Origin of the sequence: Psychrobacillus sp. FSL H8-0510, assembly GCF_038008345.1 — a bacterium.
Lineage (GTDB): Bacteria > Bacillota > Bacilli > Bacillales_A > Planococcaceae > Psychrobacillus > Psychrobacillus psychrotolerans.
The window spans coordinates 260490-283227 of record NZ_JBBOYZ010000001.1; the positions used below are offsets into that span (position 1 = coordinate 260490).

Annotated in this window: 21 protein-coding genes; 17 read left to right on the plus strand and 4 right to left on the minus strand. The window is 36.6% G+C overall.

Annotation, left to right across the window (positions count from 1 at the left end):
- Positions 1 to 45: 45 nt before the first annotated feature.
- Positions 46 to 906: a YsnF/AvaK domain-containing protein gene (locus MHI40_RS01310; protein ID WP_340761202.1), complete on the minus strand. Its 861-nt coding sequence runs from the start codon at positions 904 to 906 to the stop codon at positions 46 to 48.
- Positions 907 to 1231: 325 nt separating this feature from the next.
- Positions 1232 to 1810, minus strand: a complete 579-nt coding sequence (locus MHI40_RS01315) for a GbsR/MarR family transcriptional regulator (RefSeq protein WP_340761203.1) — start codon at positions 1808 to 1810, stop codon at positions 1232 to 1234.
- Positions 1811 to 1993: 183 nt separating this feature from the next.
- On the opposite strand from MHI40_RS01315, the gene MHI40_RS01320 reads away from it, so the two are divergent.
- The 17 genes from MHI40_RS01320 (at position 1994) to MHI40_RS01400 (ending at position 20068) form a co-directional block, all read left to right on the plus strand.
- Complete coding sequence (locus tag MHI40_RS01320) at positions 1994 to 3247, plus strand: quaternary amine ABC transporter ATP-binding protein (RefSeq protein ID WP_340761204.1); 1254 nt, start codon at positions 1994 to 1996, stop codon at positions 3245 to 3247.
- Position 3248: 1 nt separating this feature from the next.
- On the plus strand, positions 3249 to 4106 hold the full coding sequence (locus MHI40_RS01325) for an ABC transporter permease (protein WP_340761205.1): 858 nt from the start codon (positions 3249 to 3251) through the stop codon (positions 4104 to 4106).
- The gene (locus tag MHI40_RS01330; RefSeq protein ID WP_093536398.1) at positions 4103 to 5005 is read left to right on the plus strand and encodes a glycine betaine ABC transporter substrate-binding protein; all 903 of its coding nucleotides are present in this window, start codon (positions 4103 to 4105) and stop codon (positions 5003 to 5005) included. Before MHI40_RS01325 ends, MHI40_RS01330 begins: the two co-directional genes overlap by 4 nt.
- 232 nt (positions 5006 to 5237) lie before the next feature.
- Positions 5238 to 6272: a serine hydrolase domain-containing protein gene (locus tag MHI40_RS01335; RefSeq protein WP_340761206.1), complete on the plus strand. Its 1035-nt coding sequence runs from the start codon at positions 5238 to 5240 to the stop codon at positions 6270 to 6272.
- 2 nt (positions 6273 to 6274) lie between these two features.
- On the plus strand, positions 6275 to 7582 hold the full coding sequence (locus MHI40_RS01340; RefSeq protein ID WP_340761207.1) for an ABC transporter substrate-binding protein: 1308 nt from the start codon (positions 6275 to 6277) through the stop codon (positions 7580 to 7582).
- Positions 7583 to 7603: 21 nt separating this feature from the next.
- The gene (locus MHI40_RS01345; RefSeq protein WP_340764340.1) at positions 7604 to 8551 is read left to right on the plus strand and encodes a carbohydrate ABC transporter permease; all 948 of its coding nucleotides are present in this window, start codon (positions 7604 to 7606) and stop codon (positions 8549 to 8551) included.
- A gap of 11 nt (positions 8552 to 8562) precedes the next feature.
- A complete protein-coding gene (locus tag MHI40_RS01350; RefSeq protein ID WP_340761208.1) occupies positions 8563 to 9390 on the plus strand; it encodes a carbohydrate ABC transporter permease in 828 nt (275 codons plus the stop codon).
- On the plus strand, positions 9377 to 10387 hold the full coding sequence (locus MHI40_RS01355; protein WP_340761209.1) for an N-acetylglucosamine kinase: 1011 nt from the start codon (positions 9377 to 9379) through the stop codon (positions 10385 to 10387). The genes MHI40_RS01350 and MHI40_RS01355 overlap by 14 nt, the downstream gene beginning before the upstream one ends.
- Before the next feature lie 14 nt (positions 10388 to 10401).
- Positions 10402 to 11307 (plus strand): N-acetylmuramic acid 6-phosphate etherase, encoded by a 906-nt coding sequence (gene murQ / locus MHI40_RS01360; protein WP_340761210.1) that lies wholly within the window; start codon positions 10402 to 10404, stop codon positions 11305 to 11307.
- 51 nt (positions 11308 to 11358) lie between these two features.
- Positions 11359 to 12258: a MurR/RpiR family transcriptional regulator gene (locus MHI40_RS01365; RefSeq protein ID WP_340761211.1), complete on the plus strand. Its 900-nt coding sequence runs from the start codon at positions 11359 to 11361 to the stop codon at positions 12256 to 12258.
- Positions 12259 to 12636: 378 nt separating this feature from the next.
- A complete protein-coding gene (locus tag MHI40_RS01370; RefSeq protein ID WP_340761212.1) occupies positions 12637 to 14685 on the plus strand; it encodes a BglG family transcription antiterminator in 2049 nt (682 codons plus the stop codon).
- A gap of 55 nt (positions 14686 to 14740) precedes the next feature.
- A complete protein-coding gene (locus MHI40_RS01375) occupies positions 14741 to 15016 on the plus strand; it encodes a PTS sugar transporter subunit IIB (RefSeq protein ID WP_340761213.1) in 276 nt (91 codons plus the stop codon).
- A 1-nt stretch (position 15017) separates the two neighbouring features.
- Complete coding sequence (locus MHI40_RS01380; RefSeq protein ID WP_340761214.1) at positions 15018 to 16280, plus strand: PTS ascorbate transporter subunit IIC; 1263 nt, start codon at positions 15018 to 15020, stop codon at positions 16278 to 16280.
- Between the two features lie 322 nt (positions 16281 to 16602).
- The gene (locus MHI40_RS01385; protein ID WP_340761215.1) at positions 16603 to 17385 is read left to right on the plus strand and encodes a transporter substrate-binding domain-containing protein; all 783 of its coding nucleotides are present in this window, start codon (positions 16603 to 16605) and stop codon (positions 17383 to 17385) included.
- Between the two features lie 39 nt (positions 17386 to 17424).
- Positions 17425 to 18579 carry a saccharopine dehydrogenase family protein gene (locus tag MHI40_RS01390; protein WP_340761216.1) on the plus strand — a complete coding sequence of 385 codons (1155 nt, stop codon included), beginning with the start codon at positions 17425 to 17427 and terminating at the stop codon, positions 18577 to 18579.
- Positions 18580 to 18621: 42 nt separating this feature from the next.
- Positions 18622 to 19278, plus strand: coding sequence for an amino acid ABC transporter permease (locus MHI40_RS01395; protein WP_093536386.1), 657 nt, complete (start codon positions 18622 to 18624; stop codon positions 19276 to 19278).
- 40 nt (positions 19279 to 19318) lie between these two features.
- Complete coding sequence (locus MHI40_RS01400; protein ID WP_340761217.1) at positions 19319 to 20068, plus strand: amino acid ABC transporter ATP-binding protein; 750 nt, start codon at positions 19319 to 19321, stop codon at positions 20066 to 20068.
- Positions 20069 to 20130: 62 nt separating this feature from the next.
- Here MHI40_RS01400 and MHI40_RS01405 read toward each other — a convergent pair whose 3' ends face one another.
- Together MHI40_RS01405 and MHI40_RS01410 are read right to left on the minus strand one after the other, a co-directional pair.
- Positions 20131 to 20931, minus strand: coding sequence for a hypothetical protein (locus tag MHI40_RS01405; protein WP_340761218.1), 801 nt, complete (start codon positions 20929 to 20931; stop codon positions 20131 to 20133).
- Positions 20932 to 21100: 169 nt separating this feature from the next.
- A complete protein-coding gene (locus MHI40_RS01410; RefSeq protein ID WP_340761219.1) occupies positions 21101 to 22345 on the minus strand; it encodes a mechanosensitive ion channel family protein in 1245 nt (414 codons plus the stop codon).
- Positions 22346 to 22738 lie beyond the last annotated feature (393 nt).

A 22738-nucleotide genomic window follows, 5' to 3' on the forward strand; every position in this document is an offset into this window, starting at 1 on the left:
CCATTAATATTGGTTGGGGGTATTAGTTCTAGTGGAATTTTGTGGTTATAATCTATCACGTTTATTCAAAGGATCATTGTCCAAACGGTTTTCTTCCAATGGATCATTATCTAGAGCCTTAGCTTCGATATCATCTGTACGATGGATATCTGCTTCTTCGCGACGAACTGTCTCGTTTACAAACTCGGTGTCCGTTACTTTTCTCTTGCCTACAACAATTTCTTCACTTACGACAGGACGTTTGGTTACTTCTACTCTCTCTTCCATAACTGGAATATGAATTTTTTCACCATCATCTACAACTTGTCCAGTGGCGTTTTCATCAACTACTGCACGTCTTTCAATATAAACTTCTTCGTGCTCTACTGGAACTTCAACTCTTTCTTGCGTTTCTACAACGTGTTTCTCAACGTTTACTTCACCAGCTAGTTGTTGTTCCTTATCAATGGACAGTCTTTCCTCATGAAGGCGCATCCGTTCTTCTTGTGTATGACCATCAATGAAGTTGTCTGTTGTAGAGAAATTTGTACCTGTTTGCGTAGTGCCTAGATCTTTATCGTTCTCATCATAAATAGTTCCGTACTCTTTATCTACATAGAGAAGGATGCTACCGCTTTTAACTTCATTATAATACCGATCGGACTCTTCATCAGTGAAACCCATATTTAGAAACGCTGCTCGAACTGGTTCATCTCCACTCATAAAAGCCATAAACTTATCGAGCCAGTTACCTTCTACTGTAGATAGATCTACATCCGTCTGACCGCGAACAATAGAGAGCGACTCTTTATCGTTAGACACTACATATATATCTTCTTCCACATAGCCTTCAAGTTTTAACTCGTTAATCTTATCGATTACTTCCTGTTCTGTTCTAAAAGATCCAATATATTTTTTGTTTGCCATTATTAATCTCCTCCTAAAAAATTAGATATTAATATCGTGCATGTTTAATAAAATACCCAGCAATGTTTTAAATTAAACAAAAGCAACTTCATTTTTGAATAGGATAAAGTTCAAAACAAAAAATTAAAGAAACTGCCAGTTGCTTATAAAATAAGGGTTTAAAGCACTTGAAACAATTTTTATAAGATAATATTATTCCAGTAATTGGATTTTTTGAAGCGAGTTAAGGGTAAAATAATTGGAGAAGTCTTGGTTAGAGTTACAAAAACCCAAAATAATTGGCACTATGAAAAGTGCTGATTATTTGGGGTTTATCTTGAAATCTCTAATTTTTAGAGTCTCTCTCAAACTTAGGAACCAAATCGAAAATTCGTTGGTCCTCAAATGCATCTATGAGGCGTTCAAGCCAGTTGTAGTAATCTTTCATATACTTAAGCTTACTAATATCTATTTCAACCACTTCACGCAATTCATCACTAAGTGTTGGATTTTGCAATAACTCCTCATACTCTGCTAGTGACTTTTTAATAGCTGCTGAATGAAGTGTAACCGATCTCTGCCATTTAATAGAAAATAAATCGATGAAGCTTTGATGCCAATCATCGGTTACTTTATATAAATCTTTTCGAACTCCTTTTTTCCATGCACGCTCAACTAATTTTAGTTCAGACAGTGCCCGGACAGAAGTACTCATACTTGTTTTACTCATGCCTAATTTTTCTGTCATATCATCTAATGTTAAAGGTTCATTTTGAAAAAACATTGTGCCGAATTGTCTACCTGCAGAAGGCACCAAGCCGTATAAATGTATATTTTGGGCAATTGCTTCTATAATTCTTTCCCGTGCTTTATCTATTTTTTCATGGTCCTCCATATACGTTCCCTCCACTGAAATTAGCTTCATTCAAATCATCTGCTAACTAAATTTAAATGTATTATATCCTTACCCAAAAAGCAATTTTTTTAAATATTTTTCGTACAGTTTTAACTGTACAAACAATTAATATAGTTAATACTGTTGAAATTATACGAAAAAACCACTATAATGAATTGGGTTCGGATTTTTCGGACGGTAAGGAGTGAAGATATGACTGAGGAATACATAAATAAAAAAATAGTGGTAAAAGACGCTACTAAGATATTTGGTAAAAGTAGTGGCCGTGCTATACAGATGCTGAAAGATGGCAAAACAAAAAGTGAAATATTGAAAGCCACGGGGACAACTGTGGGGGTAAAACAAGTATCCTTTGATGTAAATGAAGGTGAAATTTTCGTCATAATGGGTCTATCCGGAAGTGGTAAATCAACATTAGTTAGACTACTTAATAGATTAATAGATCCAACGATGGGGCAAATATTACTGGACGGTAAAGATATTGTACAGATGAATAAAGAGCAGCTTCGTAATGTAAGACGGAAGAAAATTGGTATGGTTTTCCAAAACTTTGCGCTCTTCCCACATAAAACAATTGTTGAAAATACAGAATATGGTCTAGAAATCCAAGGGATATCTAAAAAAGAACGGAACGAAAAAGCAACAGAGTCATTAAGACTTGTTGGTTTGGCGGGATATGAAGACCAATACCCGAAACAACTAAGTGGGGGTATGCAACAGCGTGTCGGACTTGCTAGAGCACTGGCAAATAACCCCGACATCTTGCTTATGGATGAAGCGTTTAGTGCATTAGATCCACTGATACGAAAAGATATGCAAAATGAGTTGCTTCAGCTTCATCACGATATGCAAAAAACAATTATTTTCATTACACATGATTTAGATGAAGCACTTCGTATCGGTGATCGTATAGCACTGATGAAAGACGGAGAAATTGTTCAGATTGGATCACCTGAAGAAATTTTGATGAGTCCATCCAATGAATATGTCGAAAGGTTTGTAGAAGACGTCGATTTGTCTAAAGTACTAACTGCTGGTCACATCATGAAAAAAGCCGACACAGTAAAAGTTGATCGTGGTCCGCGTGTAGCACTTCGACTGATGAAACAACTGGGTATTTCTTCTATATATGTAGTGGATAATGCGAATCGCTTACTAGGAGCTGTAACTGCGCAAGATACTCTAGAAGCTATTGAATCGGAGAAGTCTTTGAATGATGTGCTTATTTCTGACCTTCCGATGATTTCACCTGATACAGTGCTTACGGAACTATTTGATGTAGTGTCAACCGCGAGCATTCCTGTTGCTGTTATCAATGAGGAACAAAAGCTGCAAGGGATTATCATTCGTGGTGCCCTTATAGGTGCATTATCTGGGGATAATGATTTTATAAACAAAGATGGAACAGTGGATTCCGAAGAGCAAACTATTACGGAGGTGAAGTAAGATGGATAAATTATTACCTCGTTTACCTTTTGCTGATTGGATTGATACTGGTGTTGACTGGTTAGTAGATACATTCGGGACTGGTCTGGACGGATTTGCCGATGTATTAGAAGGGGTAGTAGAAGGTTCGGTAGATATATTGGATTTAGTTCCTTCTATATTACTAGCTTTTATCTTTGCTTTGATAGCTGGAATTATATCTACAAGAAAGATTGCCTTCTTTTCATTGATTGGACTCTTATTCATTGATTACTTAGGATATTGGTTCCCTATGCTTCAAATGTTAACGCTAGTACTTACTTCCGTTATTTTTGCATTAGTAATTGGTATTCCTGTCGGGATTCTTGGTTCACAAAAAGCAGGTGTGCGAAAGGTAGTAAATCCAATATTAGATTTAATGCAAACAATGCCTGCATTCGTATATTTAATACCAGCGATTTTCTTTTTCAACATTGGAGTAGTACCGGGAGTTGTAGCATCGGTAATTTTCGCAATGCCTCCTACAATACGTTTAACGATGTTAGGCATTCAGCAAGTTCCAAAAGATTTAATAGAGGCAACAGAAGCTTTTGGTTCAACAACATGGCAGCGTTTATTTAAAATCCAAATTCCTCTAGCGAAACCTACAATTATGGCAGGGGTAAACCAAAGTATTATGTTAGCGCTATCGATGGTAGTAATCGCATCAATGGTAGGTGCGCCAGGCTTAGGGGAAGAGGTATACCGCTCTGTTACGCAATTGAAAACAGGAGTTGGTGTAGAAACGGGATTATCCATTGTAATCGTAGCGATTATTTTAGATAGAGTCACGCAATACGCTGGAAATAGAAAGAAAAAATTAGGGGGACATTCATCATGACATTAACAAAAAAAATAACAGGTATTGGCGCAATTGCATTACTATCACTTGGATTAGCAGCATGTGGTGATGCAGATGAGAAAAACGATTCAACATCTACAGACTCCACAGTAGGAGAATCCCTTAATTACAAAATTACGGGTATCGATCCTGGAGCTGGAATTATGGAAGCAACAGAACGAGCTATTACAGACTATGAACTAGATGAGTGGGACCTTGTAAGTGGTTCAAGTGCTGCAATGACAGCCTCTTTAAAAAAAGCATATGATGCGGAAGAGCCAATTGTGGTAACTGGTTGGACTCCTCACTGGAAATTTGCTGAATATGATTTAAAATACCTTGAAGATCCAAAAGGTTCATATGGTGGAGAAGAAGAAATTCACACAATTGGTCGTACTGGATTACAAGAAGATATGCCAGAAGCTCACCAAGTCCTTTCTAATTTCAACTGGACAGAGGATGAAATGGGTGAAGTAATGATTGCTATCAAAGACGGTGAAAAACCTGAAGTAGCTGCACAAACATGGATTGATACAAATCCTGAGAAAGTTGCAGAATGGACAGAAGGTATTGAAAAAGTGGATGGTGACAAGATTAAACTTGCATATGTTGCATGGGATAGTGAAATTGCCAGCACGAACGTTATGAGCATCGTATTAACAAGTTTGGGCTATGACGTAACAATGCTTCAAGTGGAAGCTGGTCCAATGTGGACTGCTGTTGCAGACGGTAGTGCAGATGCATCGCTTGCAGGTTGGTTACCATTAACACATGCTACGTATGCTGAGAAATTCGATGGCAAATTCGAAGATCTTGGTACAAGCATGACAGGTGTGAAAATTGGATTAGTTGTACCAGCATATATGGACATCACATCTATTGAAGACTTAAAAAAATAATTAGAAACGAAACCCCTGGAGCGAGTAAAACTTGTTCTGGGGGTTTTTTATTTTGTCCCTGTGTAAGAAACATTCACGTTAACTCAAACGTGAATGTTTATATTTTCATGTTTGTTTCTTACACAGGGACTAAAAATATTTTGAAAAAAAATTTCACTATTTTTAAATATATATAGTATAATATTTTAAATAACTAAATTATCTTTTATTTCAGAATATTTAGGGGTGGATAATGCTAAAAGAGTATATCCAAGGGTTTATTGAGGAGAAGAAAATTCCGGGGGCTGTCATACACGTGCAACGTGATGAGGATATTTTGTTTCAACATAGCTGTGGTGGATATAATGCTAGAGATGGTAGCTATCATTCTATTAAAGAGGATACTATTTTTGATATTGCATCTTTAACAAAAGTAGTAGCAACCTTACCCTCTATCCTAGTGTTATTGATGAAAGAAGAAATAGCTTTAGAGGACCCGGTACAGAAATTTTTACCTGATTTTCGATACGATTCGGTTACCATTCAGCACCTTCTACATCACAATAGTGGCTTGCCAGCGGATTTAACTCCACCGGTTCAACGAGGTGTGAATAGAAATATACTGCTTGAAGTTTATCGGTCACAACTAGAATACGTGACAGGAGAAGCAGTGGTCTATAGTGACTTAGGCATGATTTTGCTAGGAGAGATCATACAAGAAGTATCTGGAAAAGCCTTAGACAGGTTTGCAGAAAATGAAATATTTCTACCTTTGAAGTTGCAAAAAACTAACTTCAATCCTTCAAAGGAACTTTTAGTTAATATTGCATCGACCGAAATGGTGGATAAACAATATGTACAAGGAGATGTCCATGATGAAAAAGCCCTTTTATTATCAGGAGTTTCTGGAAGTGCAGGACTATTTTCCGACATAGGGGATTTAGTTCAGTTTGCAAAAGTTTGGCTAGGTATAACAAATCAGTCGGTCATACCATCTGAATGGATGGATTTATGTCATACTCTATTATTCCAAAATAGAGGCTTAGGCTTTGAGGTTTGGACTGGTGTTGATCCGTTATTATCTTGTGGTAGGAGGTGGAGTATAGGTTCTTTTGGTCATACAGGATTTACGGGTACTTCAATCTGGATGGATCCAAAGGAAAAGCTATTTGTGGTTCTGTTAACAAATGCAGTGCATTATGGAAGGCATTCTTATTTAAGAGAGTTAAGACAAGGGGTTCATGATTTAGTTTATGAAATGTATATCTCAAATAAAGGGGCGTATTAGAAATGAGAAAAATGACAAAGTATTTGCTTCTAATTTTATTTGCATTGCTAGTAACATTCGTTTTAGCAGCATGTTCAGATAGTGGAGATGATTCAACTACGGATGCTGATAAAGGAACAAGTGACAAAGGGGAAACGGGATCAGAAGAAAAAGTAAAACTAACAATTGGTAGCTGGCGTACAGAAGATGTGGCCAAATACGAAAAGGTAATTGCTTTGTTCAACGAGACAAACCCTGATATACAAGTAGAATTTAATCCGACTAAAAATACGGAATATAATACAGTTTTAAATACGTCATTACAAGCAGGTGAAGGACCGGATATTTTCCACCTACGTCCATATGCAGCGGGATTAAAGCTAGCTGAAGCAGGGTTCGTTGAGCCAATTTCAGACATTAATGGATTGGATGAATTTTCAGATGATTATCTAGCAGCTTCTAAAGGCGCTGATGGGAAGCAGTATGGTGTTCCATTAAACATTAGTTCTACTCAATTTTTCTATAACAAAAAAATATTTGCGGACCAAGAACTTGAAGTGCCAACAACTTGGGATGAATTTATCGAAGTAAATGAAAAATTATTGGATGCAGGTATTACGCCAATTGCCATGGGTACTAAAGAGGGTTGGTTGCTATCTTTAACACATGGAATTGTAGGGGCAGGAGTGTTAGATGGAAATACATTTGCAGATAAACTAGTTACTGGTGATAAAGATTTTACAGATCCAGCATTTGTTGAATCAATTGAAGTCATGAATGATTTGAAAAAGTATTTCCCTGCTAATTCTGAAGGACTAGGGATGGATGATATTCGTACATTATTTGCGATGGAACAAGCAGCAATGTTCCCGCTTGGCAGTTGGGAAATCCCAGTCATTAATGAATTAAATGCAGAATTAGACTATGGATTTTTCCCAATGCCATCGAAAACAGGAAACCAAACAGTAACAACTTGGGTAGATGGATCATTTGCAATTAATGCAAATTCAAAAAATAAAGAAGCTGCAAAAACATTTTTGGAATTCTTAACAACAAAAGAGTTTGGAGAATTATTTGTAGATGAGTTCAAAATGATTAGTGCGATTCCTGGAATCACTTCAGATAATGAGTTACTCAGTGAGTTAAGTAAAACAGTGGAATCCAACTCAACACCATATTACTGGGTTATTAACTTTGTAAGTGGGGACCCAACAACAAAAACTGTATTAGAAACAGAATTACAAGGGATGTATTTAGGAGAAGTAACACCAGCTGAAGTAGCTCAAAAATTGCAGGAAAATGCAGAAACCTCATTTGAGCCTTTTAAATAACAAAAAAGGAGGCTATGAATGATGACGACTGTACAAACTGCTTCAAAAAAGAAGAGAAGAAAAAATGGGAACCGGTGGACTATCCACCTTTTCCCTATTCCTGCATTAATTATTTATAGTGTGTTCGTGCTCTATCCTATATTAGCTGCATTAACGTATAGCTTCTATTCATTCAAAGGTTTTTCAAGAGAGTCGTTTGTTGGCTTTGATAATTTCGTTACATTATTTACGACAGAGCCATATGGATCAATGTTTACAAATGCCTTTAAGCATAATCTACTCTATTTTGGGCTTCAAATGGTCGTTATGAATGGCTTGGCATTTATACTTGCTTTTATCATTTACAAAAAAGTAAAAGGTGCTGAGTTTTTCAAGATTGCCTTCTTTCTACCCCGTTTATTATCCGTGATTGTGGTCGGTTTTTTGTGGAAACTTATTTTAAATCCTAATTTTGGTACTTTAAATATGTTACTAGGCAAACTAGGGCTAGAGGAATTACAGCGAGCATGGCTTGGAGATCCAAATACAGCATTGATATCTATAATTCTGGTAAATTGCTGGTTTGGTTTAGGGTTTGGAGTATTAATCTTTCTAGCAGGTTTTCAAAGTATTCCAGGTGAACTAATAGAAGCTGCTAAACTAGATGGTGCTAAAGGAATGACAATGATTCGGAAAATTTATTTACCGTTAATGATTCCTTCCATTATGATCATGACGGTCTTAACATTTATACAGTCATTCGAGGCGTTTGAACTCGTCTATGCGATGCAGGGGTCGATGGGTGAGCCGTATTATTCAACAGATACTTTAGCGGTATTCTTTTATCGTTTAGCATTTGGAAGCTCCACATCTGGAAGCTCTGATGCGATAGGTCTAGGTTCCGCCTTAGCGGCAGTATTATTTTTCTTCATATTATTATGTACCATGATATTCCTGAAGTTTACGAATAAAAAAGAAGTAGAAATGTAAGGGTGAATAGTATGAAAAATAGTTCAATGTGGTCTAAACCATTTTATTATGTCCTTGTATTTGTTGTAGCTACTATTAGTCTGTATCCAATATTTTTAATGTTTTTATCATCGTTTAAAACAAGTGCAGAAATATTTAAAAACCCATTGGGCCTTCCAACGCACTTTAGTTTAGACACCTATAGAACATTATTGAGTAAGGTTCCGTTTGATCAATATTTTATCAATAGTGTAATTGTTAGTGTTACATCCGTTGTACTGGTTGTACTCTTTTGTTCTTTAGCTGCTTACTATATTGCACGCTTTAAGTTTAGCTGGAACAACGCTATCTTCTTTATATTTTTATTGGGAATGATGATCCCTATTAAATTAGGAATTGTACCGTTATTTATTTTAATGCGTGATTTAGGGCTGATAAATTCACTTTGGTCCCTTATTTTTATGAATATCGCAACAGGTACGCCATTAACGGTGCTTATCTTAACTGGATTCTTTAAAACGATGCCTATAGAGTTAGAGGAAGCAGCAAGAATGGACGGTGCAGGAAATCTACGAGTACTTTGGAGTGTTCTTCTTCCATTAATGCGACCGGCACTAGGTACGGTAGTTATAGTAAACTTTATTTCTTCATGGAATGATTTTTTCTTCCCGCTAATTTTTATAACAGAGAAAGCGAAGATGACAATACCGGTTGGCATGCTTTCACTGTTTGGTGAACATTCAGCAGATTGGGGATCGCTTTTCGCTGGCCTAACATTAGCTTCTTTACCGATGATGATTCTATTCTTTGTTGCATCAAAACAATTTATGGAGGGACTGACAGCAGGTGCAGTTAAGTGAGAGTTATTTAATCGGTGTGGACGGTGGAGGCACGAAAACCTGCTGTGTTATTGGCGATAGCACTGGAAGAATAATTGGCACAGTTATAGGTCGAGGAACGAATATAAAATCTACAAAACCTGAAAAGGTACGTGTACAAATTTTTGAATTACTCAATGAACTTTTAAAACAGTATGGAATAAAAAAAGAACAAGTTTTCGGGATTTTTATCGGCACTGCTGGCGGCGATAGAGATACAGATAAAAAAACATGGTACGACTGGATGAAGAGTTATTTTTCACCGCATCTTTGTCGTATCCAGGTAACAAATGATGCACTACCAGCTTTAGTAAGTGGGACCTTCAGTCTCAATGGACTGGTTGTAATTGCAGGAACAGGATCAATAGCTTATTTAGTACAGGATAACGGTGTACGAACTACACGTTCTGGTGGATGGGGCTATTTATTAGGGGATGATGGTAGTGGTTATCATATAGGTAACGAATCACTCCGCTATGCCACAAAGTATTATGACCAACACGGGGGCCTTTCTCGAAACGAGCGTTTAACACAAGTAATTTTACAAACTTTCAATTTGCAAAATGCAGGTGAAATTATACCAGCTGTTTATGAACATGAGAACCCACGTACAGCAATTGCTTCATTAGCCATGTCCGTATTAGATTTAGCAGAACAAAAGTATCAACCAGCTGTTGAAATAGTTCAGCAAGCAGCTAAGGGATTAGTAGAGCTGCTTACTGCTATATTTTATAAGGAAAAGGATGCTAAGACTTTGCCAGTTGTGCTCTGTGGTGGATTATTTTCGAATGATTTCTTCTTTGCGACATTTGAAGAAGCTATGCAAAAGTTTGATAATAAATTGTATGTACCTTCATTACCACCAGTTGTTGGTTCTTATTTAAATGCTTTAATTAGTGAAGATATAGTACTAACACCAGAACTACGAAAAGAAGTAATTAGGTCATGGGCAAAAGTTATGGATGAACATAACCGATGAAAGGTATGATATAAATGAATCGATTGGAAAAGCTGGGGACTGAACGAACCAACCTAAAAACCAGTAACTTAGATACGATGTCTGTGAATGAAATTATTAAAACGATGAACGAAGAAGACCAAACAGTTGCACTAGCAGTTCAGAGAGTTTTACCTCAAATAGAGGATGCCATTTATATTGTTCACGAGGGTTTCAAGAATAATGGGAGATTGCTTTATGTAGGAGCAGGTACGAGTGGTCGAATTGGTTTACTAGATGCAGTAGAGTGTCCACCAACCTTCAGCACATCACCACAAATGGTTCAGGCTGTTCTTGCTGGAGGTTATGGTGCAGTTATGGTTGCTGTGGAAGGTGCAGAAGACGATCAAGAGTTAGGGGAAAGTGATTTAAGGCAATTAGATATCACTTCAAGTGATGTGGTGATTGGAATTGCGGCTAGTGGCAGAACTCCATATGTAATTGGTGCTTTAGCTTATGCACAATCGGTAGGGGCTAAAACAATCAGTCTATCTAGCAATCTGGAGTCTGCAATTAGCCAATACGCAAACGTAGCTATTGAAGTAGAAACAGGTCCTGAAGTTTTGACAGGGTCTACTAGGTTAAAGGCTGCCACAGCACATAAGATGGTTGTAAATATGATTTCTACTGTATCGATGATCCAAGTTGGTAAGGTTTATAAAAACTTAATGGTCGATGTGCATGCTAGTAATTATAAATTAAAAGAACGTGCAAAAATGATTGTTTGTGATGCCACCAATATTACATATGAAGAAGCAGAAAAAGTGCTTGATAAAACACAATTCAATGTGAAGCAAGCCATAGTAATGACTCTAACTGGATCGACAGCGGAAGAAGCGGCGAAATTATTGGAAAGAGCAAATGGGAAAGTACGCATGGCCATCGGAGGAACGAATGAATAAAATGCAATTATTTAATCTTTTAAAAGAAGTTAAGAGAGCTAGGGGTGTGGAATGACGCAAAAGGTGAATGCGGGATTAGCGATATTGGAAGAAATGTTTGATCGTCTGCCGGGCTCAGAAAGGAAAATTGCAGAGTATATATTAAAGTTTCCGAAAGAGTCCATTAACTTAACGGTCGTAGAGTTAGGTAAAGTGAGTGGCACAAGTAGTGCAGCGGTTATAAGACTTTGTAAATCACTTCAAATGAATAGCTTTCAAGATTTAAAGTTAAGAATTGCTGGTGATTTACAAAATGAACGTCAGGACCTGAGGGATATCGAACCAAATGAAGCATTTGAAACTATGGTTGAAAAAATAACAATACAAAGTATTAGGTCACTACGAGAAACAACTAATATGCTCGATATGGTGCAATTGACAAAGGCAGTAGAAGCTATTTTACAAGCCTCTCATATTTATATATTTGGAGTTGGTGCATCGGGCATTGCCGCAATGGATGTGCAACAAAAGTTTATGCGTATTAATAAGTATTGCTCCTATTACCCTGATGTGCATTTATCTGCAACAGCAGTTGCTAATGCATCGAAGAAAGATGTAATCTTTGGGATTTCCTCTTCAGGTAATACACATGAAGTTGCAAAAGTATTAGAAATTGGCATGAAAACTGGTGCTAAAACCATTAGTTTAACACGTTATGGTAATTCACTAGTAGCCGATATAGCAGAAATAAATTTGTTTACTGCAACATCATTAGAACCTACATTTCGCAGTGGAGCAACTTCTTCAAGATTAGCACAGCTACACGTAATTGATATGCTCTTTATGTGTATTGCAACGACTACATTCGAGCAAACAATTGGCTACTTAGACACAACAAGAATGGCAATAGATGCTCTCCATCAAAAACTACCAAAAAGAAAAACTGCTTATGAGCAGGAGTTAAGTGAATAAAAATATACCCTGTGAAAGAACAATCATGATTGTTTTTTCACAGGGTTATTTTAATTGGGTACAACTTCTAAAACAATCAGAAACCGATAGCCTTTTTTAGTGAATCTTCAGGATTCTCTATATAATGAGGGATTAGTTCTATAATCAGCTATAGTGGGCGGATAATGTATGCATACCCTTTTGGCATTAGATTTGTAAGTGCCATGGAGCTTCAATGTTACTATATGTAACCTTCAGGCCCGCATTTATGATATTGAATTTAATTGAGCTAAAATGTACATACCAATGAGGTAAGGAATTGAAAGTAACTTTTGTGACCAAATGTCATCTGAAGTGAAAGCGATTTCCGTTATAATTTATATTAAGGGGGAGCTAGGGATGTTGGAAAAACGAAGTCTGAATACTTTTTATCAATTGATGAAATTGCAACCGACGCAACTAACCTCTTTTATGGACAAGATAAACCTAACTGAACATCAGTTTCAATATGATGTAGAAAAAGTTAATAGCTTCTTATATAAAGTAGGGGTAACGCCCATTAACATTTCGGGTGACCGAATCATAATAGGGCAAGAAGTAATCGATTACTGGAAGGAAAATGGAGCAGGATTTGTAGCAAATCAATTTTCTTTTGAGCAAGAAGAGCGTGTAATCATATTCTTGTTATATACCTTTATCCGACATGAACCTCTCTCCAACTTTCACTTTCAACACTTGTTTGGCGTTAGTAAAAATACCGTCAGTTCAGATGTGAAGCGAGTTAATAATTTTTGTGCCGATTTCCGTGTAGAAGTCCGCTATTCGCGTGTACATGGATACCATTTAAAAGGGACAGAAGAAGATAAGCGAAACTTAATGCTCAAAGCAATTTCTACATTGAAGATTAAATCATATGCTCATGAAAAGTTCACATTTATATTTCAGCAGCAACAATTACAGAATCAGTACGATAACTACCAGCAAGTATTGAAGGATTTTGAACAGCAGTATTCATTTGCATTCACGGAAGATAGATTGGATGAATTTATCTACTTACTTCAAATGGTTCATATTCGTCAACAACAACATAAACGGGTGCAAATCTATCCAGATACAGTGAGTTTTTTGGAAAATCAACAAGCTTTTCTAGTATCTACATTGATACAGCAGCGCTTGGGATATACAACTAATCGGGAAGAAGTTGCCTTTTTGACAATTCAACTGCTTGGCATATGCCAAGGGGAAGTTAGCCCTGTTAGAACGGATGCACTATTTGCGATTACAGAACAAATTATTGTTAATTTTGAACGTTATGCATGTATCCAATTATTAGATAGAAACAAAGCAATGGAAACATTGTATTTACATTTTAAGCCTGCCTACTACCGGATGCTCTTTAAAATACCAATTACAAATGTATTACTTAATGATATTAAGGAAGAGCATCGAGACTTGTTTATCGTCGTAAAAGAAGTACTCAAGCCAATTGAGGAAATGTTAAATATTAAGGTACCAGAAGATGAGGTAGGATTTCTAACCCTTCATTTTGGTGGATTGCTTAAAATGGATAGTGACAGCTCGTTAAAGTTGTTTAGAGCTTTAATCGTTTGTCCAAATGGTATTAGTTCAAGTTTAATGTTGGAAAATCAATTAAAGTCACTTTTTCCACAGTTTAAATGGACTTCATCGTTTTCATCCTATGATTTTCAACATCTTGCAGATACGGAGTATGATCTTGTATTTTCTACTGTGGTACTTGAAACAAAAAAGCCATTATTTATCATTAGACCAATTATGAGTGAAATGGAAAAGAAGGAACTAATACAAACAGTAGAAGGACTCACGCTCCAACAGTCATACCATAATCCAACCTCAGATGAATTAATAAAGATTATTCGTCAGTACGCGGATATTAAACAACCTGAGCTGCTAAAAAGCGCATTACAACAGGCTTTGTTTAAAAATGATTACTTGAATATAGGGAGGAAACAACCAGTGTTAAAGGATTTATTAATCGAAGAGAATATCCAATTTATAGATGAAATAAGCGATTGGAAAGATGCAATCAAGGCCGTAGCGGAACCACTGTTATTAAATGATTCCATTACAAATCAGTATGTAGATGTCATGATTGAGAACGTAGTGACAATGGGACCGTATATTATTATCGGTGAACAAGTGGCGATACCGCATGCACGCCCAGAATTCGGCGTGAAGAAATTAGGCATGAGCTTGTTGAAATTATCAGAACCAACTTACTTGTTAGGGGAAGAGCAAAACAAAGTAGAAATATTCATTTGTTTAGCTGCTATTGATAACCAAACACATTTAAAAGCATTAGCTCAATTAACTACCTTGTTGAGTGATCCCGAAAAACTAGAACTTTTAAAGAAGGCTGAGAAAAAAGAAGATATTCTAAACTTAGTTGTAGAGTTTTCTGAACTATAAGCTTACAAAAATGAAAAATACAATCGAAACTAACTATTAATAGGAGGAAGTAAAAATGAAAATTTTAGCAGTATGTGGAAACGGTTTAGGTACGAGTTTTATATTGTCGATGAATGTAAATAAGGCACTAAAAGTATTGAATATTGACGGTGAATGCAAGAATATGGATTTGGCTAGTGCAAAGACAGAAGTAGCTGATTACTATATTGGTACTCCTGAAATTATGGAGCAATTGCAAGATGGCAACAAAAAAACGATTAGTATTGTCAATATGGTCAGTGCAGATGAAATTCAGAAAGCGTTAACTACTCATATCGTGGGGGAAAAATAGTATGTTTGATTTTATCATGAAGGATATTCTAGGTACTCCAGCTATATTGGTAGGGTTGTTCGCTTTATTTGGCTTACTTTTGCAGAAGAAAGCCATTACCGATGTTGTTTCCGGTACATTAAAAACGATTATGGGCTTCATTATTCTTAATGCAGGTGCGACAGTATTAACGGGTTCTCTTACTATCTTCGGAGAAATGTTCGAAAAAGCATTTAATATTGAAGGCGTAATTCCAAACAATGAAGCAATTGTGGCGTTATCACAAAATGCTTTTGGTACGGAGACCGCTATGATTATGTTAATAGGTATGATAGTGAATATCGTCTTAGCACGATACACAAAGTTCAAATATATCTTTTTAACAGGACATCACACTATGTTCATGGCTTGTTTACTTGCTGCTGTGCTTTCCACATCAGGGATGGGGAGTGTTCCTCTTGTAATTCTTGGGTCTCTAATTTTAGGTGGATTGATGGTTCTACTACCTGCAATGCTACAACCTACGGTAAGAGAGATTACAGGTTCAGATGATATTGCTGTAGGACATTTTGGTTCTTTCGGTTATTTCGTTGCTGCTAAAGTTGCTAAACTGACAGGAGACAAAACGAAGTCAACAGAAGAGGTTAAAGTGCCAAAATCACTTGGTTTCTTACGTGATTCATCCGTAGCATTAGCGTTAACAATGACTATTATGTTCCTTGTAGTTTCATTATTTGTTGGGCCGACTTACATAGAGGAAAACCTTAGTGATGGTACAAACTTCTTAGTATTCTCATTACTTCAGGCCATTACTTTTGCTGCTGGGGTGTTCATCATCTTAGCTGGTGTTCGTATGTTGATCGCTGAAATTGTTCCCGCATTTAAAGGGATTGCAGACAAAATTGTTCCAAATGCAAAACCTGCACTAGATGTACCAATCGTGTTCCCATTTGCACCTAATGCAGTTATTATTGGGTTCTTATCAAGTTTCGTAGCTGGATTACTAAGTATGTTTTTACTTCCACTCGCTGGATTGGCAGTAATCGTACCAGGACTTGTTCCTCACTTTTTCTGTGGAGCAGCCGCTGGAGTATTCGGTAATGCAGTAGGTGGACGTAGAGGTGCTATAATTGGTGCTTTTGTACAAGGGATCTTAATCAGTTTCCTACCAGCAATGTTATTACCAGTCCTTGGTTCGCTAGGATTTGAAGGCACAACGTTTGGTGATTCTGATTTCGGTGTAGTAGGTATTATCATTGGTTATATTATTAATCTATTTAGTTAGTAATAGACTAATAAATTTACACATATAAAAGTAAAACAGTCATGGACGACAGGAGTCTATGGCTGTTTATCTGTATTGGGAGTCAACCACATTCGAGTAAGACTCTAAACTATTTTTCTAAATACAATTCAAACACATAAAATCCCGTAGGAACGAGTAATACTTGTTCCTACGGGATTTTGTTTTTTGAGCGATGTTGATTTATTAGATTATCTGATTATAAAAGCCAGTCCTAAAGAATACATTGTTTGAAAGGGAGTTGGTTTTCCAAAATGAATTTGGACGATTTCACAATGTTTTACATTATAAAGGGGGACAAGCATTGAAAAAGAAACTAATTTTGAGCATCATTACTTTAATAGTCCTGAGTATTGTTGTGGGGTGTGGGTTTGGGGGAGGAAAGGTACTAGATCGAATGGAAAAAGACGAAGTGCTGAATGTGGCATTTGAGGGTACGTATCCACCATTTAACTATTTAGATGACAATGGCGAACTAACAGGTTTTGATGTAGACATTTCAAATGAAATTGCGAAAAGATTAGGCGTGAAAGCTAACTTTGTAACTTCAAAATGGGAAGGCTTAATAGGTGGTTTAAAGGCAGATAAGTTCGATATTATCATTGGGCAGATGACTGTAACAGAGGAAAGGAAAAAAAGTGTAGATTTTACTGATCCATATGTTATAACAGGCTCGGTGTTAATCACCCGTGAAGAAACAAACGATATTAGTAAACTAGAAGATATTAAAGGCAAAAAAGTTGGTGTAGGTGGGGGAACTACGTTTGAAGAAATTGCAAATAGTGTAGAAGGTGCAGACGTCAAGCTATATAAAGCGTTTAGCGATTATTTAGAGGATCTTAAAAATGAAAGATTAGATGTCATTATTAATGACCAACTGCTAGTGAGCTATAACATCAAAGAAAATAATCTGCCGATCAAAGTTGCGAGCGATATTCTCAAAGTGGACGAAGTTGGAATGGCAGTCAATAAAGGTAATGAAGATTTTGTTGAGAAGGTGAATGAGGCTCTAAGTGAGATGAAAGAGGATGGGACGTATAAGGAAATATATAAAAAGTGGTTTGGTTCAGATCCTGTTGAACAATAAATAACAAAAGTACAAACATGATAAGGAGGAAAGAAAACCTTGCATATCGTAGTTTTAGGAACAGGGATGATCGGGACAACGGTCGTAAGTGAACTTGCCAATTTTACTGATATAGATTTAATTACTGCTGTTGATGTTAGGCAAGAGAGTATAGACAAATGTTTAGAAATCTCAAATAGTCATAAAGTTGTGGGAAAAGTTGCTTCATTAGAAACAAAAGAAGACATAGCTGAAGTGTTAAAGTATGCAGATGTGGCAGTTGCATGTCTTCCTCATTCTTTGAGTCTTGTAGCTATAAAAGCAGCAATAGAATCGAAATGTCATTTAGTAGATTTAGTAGGATCTAAGTTCAATGAAAAAATAGAATTACATGAGGCAGCAATGGATGCAGGGGTAATTATCGTACCAGGCTGTGGAGTAGCTCCTGGAATTACGAATTTTTTGGCAGCTCAAGGAATTGAGATGCTAGAGGAAGCAGAGGAAGCGGTTATGATTTGTGGGGGGATTCCCAGACATCCAGTTCCCCCATTATGGTATCAGGTTGTTTTTCGATTAGAGAGTGTCCTTGGCCTTTATACAAAACCGGCTATTGCAGTGGAAAACGGACAACTTGTAGAACTATCTCCTTTATCAGGATTAGAAAAGATGACATTCCCTCAACCCGTAGGTGACTGTGAAGCTGTTATTACGGATGCGCATAGCACTGCTTATATTCTAAAGGATAAAGTGAAAAACCTATATGAAAAAACAGTTAGATACCCTGGGCACTGGGACAAGATGAATGTATTAGGAGAACTAGGATTTCTTGATAATATTCCTATTACAGTAGCAGGAGTTACAATCACGCCACGGGCATTTGCAGAGCGAATCTTGGCACCTAAAATGCTAGGTGCCTCTCATGAAGATGTGACAGTGCTCCGAGTGGAAGTTAGTGGAGTTAAGGATGGAAAGCCAACTAAATTTACATGGGAAATGGTCGACTTATACGATCATGAACGAGAGATTACCTCTATGGCTAAAACTACGGCAATCCCTGCAGCGATCATGGCGAAATGGATTGCTTGTAAAAAAATCATAGAGACAGGTGTTGTACCAATAGAGAGCTTAATCGTTAGAGAAAGGTTCCAACCATTTATGGAGGAGCTAAACAATCTTGGAATTCAAATAGACTTTAAAGAAGATATTTTACTCTAAGTGATTATCAACCTTGTAATTCGTCGGAAAGGAGGTTGATGTATGGATGTTACGATAATTATTGATTCATTGCCATCTTTGCTTAAGGCAACTTTAATGACTATTTTACTGGCAGCGATATCCATCATAATAGCGCTCGTTCTTGGATTTTTTGCTGCAATTGTAAGAATCCTAAAAGTAAGAATATTAAACGGAATTGCCACAGCATATGTTTCGATTATTCGTGGAACTCCTCTACTTGTTCAAATTTTTGTCATTTACTATGGGTTGCCGCAGATTGGTATTTCGCTAGACCCAATATCTTCAGGAGTAGTGGCATTAAGCTTAAATGCTGGTGCTTACCTTTCAGAGTCCTTTAGGGCAGCAATTCTTGCTGTGGACAATGGTCAAATGGAAGCATCATTATCAATGGGAATGACGTATTCGCAAGCATTAAGGAGAATTATTCTTCCCCAAAGCCTTCGAATAGCTATTCCTACCTTATCTAACACATTTATTGTGCTTATCAAGGATACCTCTCTAGTCTCCGTTATAACGGTAACTGAACTACTGCAAATGTCGAGTTTAATCATCGCAAAAACATTTGAACCACTCACAATCTATTTGCTAGCTGCGGCTATTTATTGGATATTAATAACTTTCTTCACAACCATTTTAGATAAACTAGAAGTTCGTACATCAAAATACTTGGTTCGCTAAGTACGTGCAGCATTTTAAATACGAATGATAGGAGATGTTCATGAGTATCATTCAAGTTAATAATTTAAGAAAAAGCTTCGGAACGAATGAGGTACTAAAAGGAATAGATTTAACAATTGCTAAAAGTGAAGTGGTTGTAATTATGGGACCGAGCGGTTCAGGGAAATCAACCCTATTACGCTGTCTAAATTTCTTAGAAGAGCCAACGGAGGGTATTATTCGTATTGGTGAATTTCAAGTAGTTACAGGTGGCAAAGCAAATAGTAAACGAAAAAAAGAAATAAGAGAACTAAGGAAGAGAACCGGGTTTGTATTTCAATCGTTCAATCTATTTCCCCATAAAACGGCCATTGAAAATGTGATGGAAGGGCCAATCATAATACATGGAACCAAAGTAGAAGAAGCTAGAATATTAGCGAAGGCACTTCTTACAAAAGTCGGTCTTGGAGATAGATGTGATTACTACCCAGCTCAATTGTCAGGTGGACAGCAGCAAAGGGTAGCAATTGCAAGGTCATTAGCCTTAAATCCTATGGTAATGCTCTATGATGAGCCTACTTCTGCACTAGATCCTGAGCTTGTAAAAGAAGTTCTACAGGTAATTAAAGATTTAGCACGAGAAGGAATGACAATGATTATCGTGACACATGAAATGAGCTTTGCAAAAGACGTCGCAGATCGCGTTATTTTTATGGATAAAGGAGTAATAGTGGAACAAGGAACATCAGAAGAAATCTTCCTGAAACCAAAAGAGGAAAGAACGAGACAGTTCTTATCGATAGTTAAGTAAAAGGAGTACCAGGTTCTATAACAGTTCTGAATTTGAATAGAGCCTGCTACCCTTTTACTCCTTTACTCTTTTTCTTCAATATGAGTTGCAATCTCCAAAGCAATTATTGGATCCTTTACTTCGTCTATCATATAAACTGTACTTTCCTTTTGCCAAATAATGCGATTATCTGATTGATACACGTCAATATGAGCAAATCCGTTCGGTTTCGGAATAGGTAATGTATGAGTTTCTAAAAACTCAGTGGCTTCTTTTGCAAGTTTTTCTCCTTTTACACCTTCTGAAGTATGTGTGTGTGCAGCGATTGCCCAACGGCCTTCATTCCAACTTGTCCACATGGAGCCAGCGCCAGCATCCTGATAGCCGGTAATGCCAAACCCAAGATCAATTGGTTGTCCTCCAAACTCACTAAAGTTTTCAAATCCTACTTGTTCATTTGCTTCCTGTATACTCTCATATTTTTGTGCCTTAAGACGAGCAATAATTTGATCATTATCTGCTAACATTTCATGATTAACAGCAATGGGCTCATCGCTTTCGTAAAAAATAACTTCATAATTGTTTGTATCTGATTTCGTCGTTGCGGTTAAATATTTTCCTTCTTCTAATGGTAATTCACTTGGCAGCATTTTAGTTAGATCAGTTTTCAAGTCAGTTTTTACTGCATCTAATACTTCTGCTTGTGTCATAGTTTGTTCAGTTTGATTGGTTTCGTCATTCTGTGGAAGGTTTTTGTCTGACGGTACTTCCGAAATCTGTTCTTTGCTATTATTCGTCATTTTATTTACATCATCGCTAGTGGAACAGGCACTAAGTAAAATTAAGGTAAGGGCAGTGGTGGAAATTGGTGTTAAAAATTTCATTTGAATCTTCCTTTCTCTGCTTCCTTTTTTCTCTTCATTAAAAAGTAAACTCCATTGGTAGTCAAGAATATAACATTTATTGGGATTCTAAGCTCTTTTACCAAACTTCAGGAAAACAAAAAAGGTATAGAAACGTAAAAGTTTCCATACCTTTTTCAATTGATAAAACTTATTTAACCCATACGTCAACAATTTTTTTAAAATCATTCCCGGTTGGGTTCTGGAATAATTGTATTCCAAATTCCGCGGCTACGGCAAAAAGGTGATCGAATATATCTGCTTGAACCGTTTCATAGACAGCCCACTGTGTATCATTGGTAAATGCATATATTTCTAGCGGTAATCCGTTCTCGGTTGGAGCTAACTGTCTAACCATTAAGGTCATATCCTGATTGATTCCAGGATGGTGTCGAAGATAGTTGCTAATATATGCTCTAAACACACCAATATTCGTAAGAGCTCTTCCATTCACTCGATTACTGTGATTAATTTTATTTCTTGTATTGTACTCAGCAATTTCACTTTCCCTAAGGGTAACGTAGTCTGAAAGATAGTGGATATTTTTAAAGTTATTAATCATTTCTTCCGTACAAAATGAAATACTGTTCTTATCAATAAATAACGAACGCTTAATCCGTCGTCCTCCAGAGGTTTGCATCCCTCGCCAATTTATAAAAGAATCGGATATTAGGGCATAGCTTGGAATCATCGTAATCGTTTTATCAAAGTTTTGGACCTTTACAGTATTTAAGGAGATATCAATAATGTCTCCATCTGCCCCGTATTTCGGCATTTCAATCCAGTCACCAACCTGGACCATATCATTAGTGGACAACTGAATTCCAGCAACGAGACCTAATAATGAATCTCTAAAAACCAACATGAATACGGCGGATAGAGCACCAATACCACTCAGAAGAAGAAGTGGGCTCTTTCCAATCAGGTTAGCTATCACCATAATAATCCCAAGCGTTATGATAATAATTTTAACAACTTGTATATACCCTTTAATAGGTTTGGTCCTAGATACTTCATAGGTTTGATAAATATCATTCATTGCATTTAAAGCACTATTGATAATTACTAACCCCATAATTATTAAATATGCTATGGAAACTTTTTGGATCAAATTTTGAAAGGATTCAGGGAACGCGAAAGCAAAGAAATAAATAATAATCGCTGGAACAATATGCGATAGCTTATGAAAAACCTTTCGTTCCAAAAGCATATCATCCCATCGGAATTTTGTGTTTTGTACGATTTTAGTGATGACCCTGATAACTACTTTTTTACTGATAAAATTAGCGATTATACAGACAAACAGTATAAATAGCACCATAATAATTAGTGAAAGATAACCGGCCCAGGTTATATCCATATTAAATTCTAAAAGCTGGTTATAAATGTAATTCATCTATTTCACCTCATTGTATATATTATTGTTGGTATCAAGTTTGCTACTCATTTTTGTCATAAGTGTAATGAGGTAATAACCATTGTATCAGAAAAAATTGGACTTCACTTTCTTCGAGGCTTCGCGAATAAAATGAGCATTCGAGAAGTGACTATAAGATGAACTTTTTGAGAAAGAACGGAGATTTCCAATTATGATTTACCTATCTAATTATTTATAATCCTCTATCGGAAGTTGGAAGTTGACTACCTGGTAGCATAAAAGGAAATATATATCTGCTGTTAAAAACAAGTAACAGACATGGAATGCTTTAGGGATTCATAGATAAGGTAGATTTAAATGCGATGAAATTGAAGGGGACGGTACTATAGCTAATTATTAGTGAAGATGGCA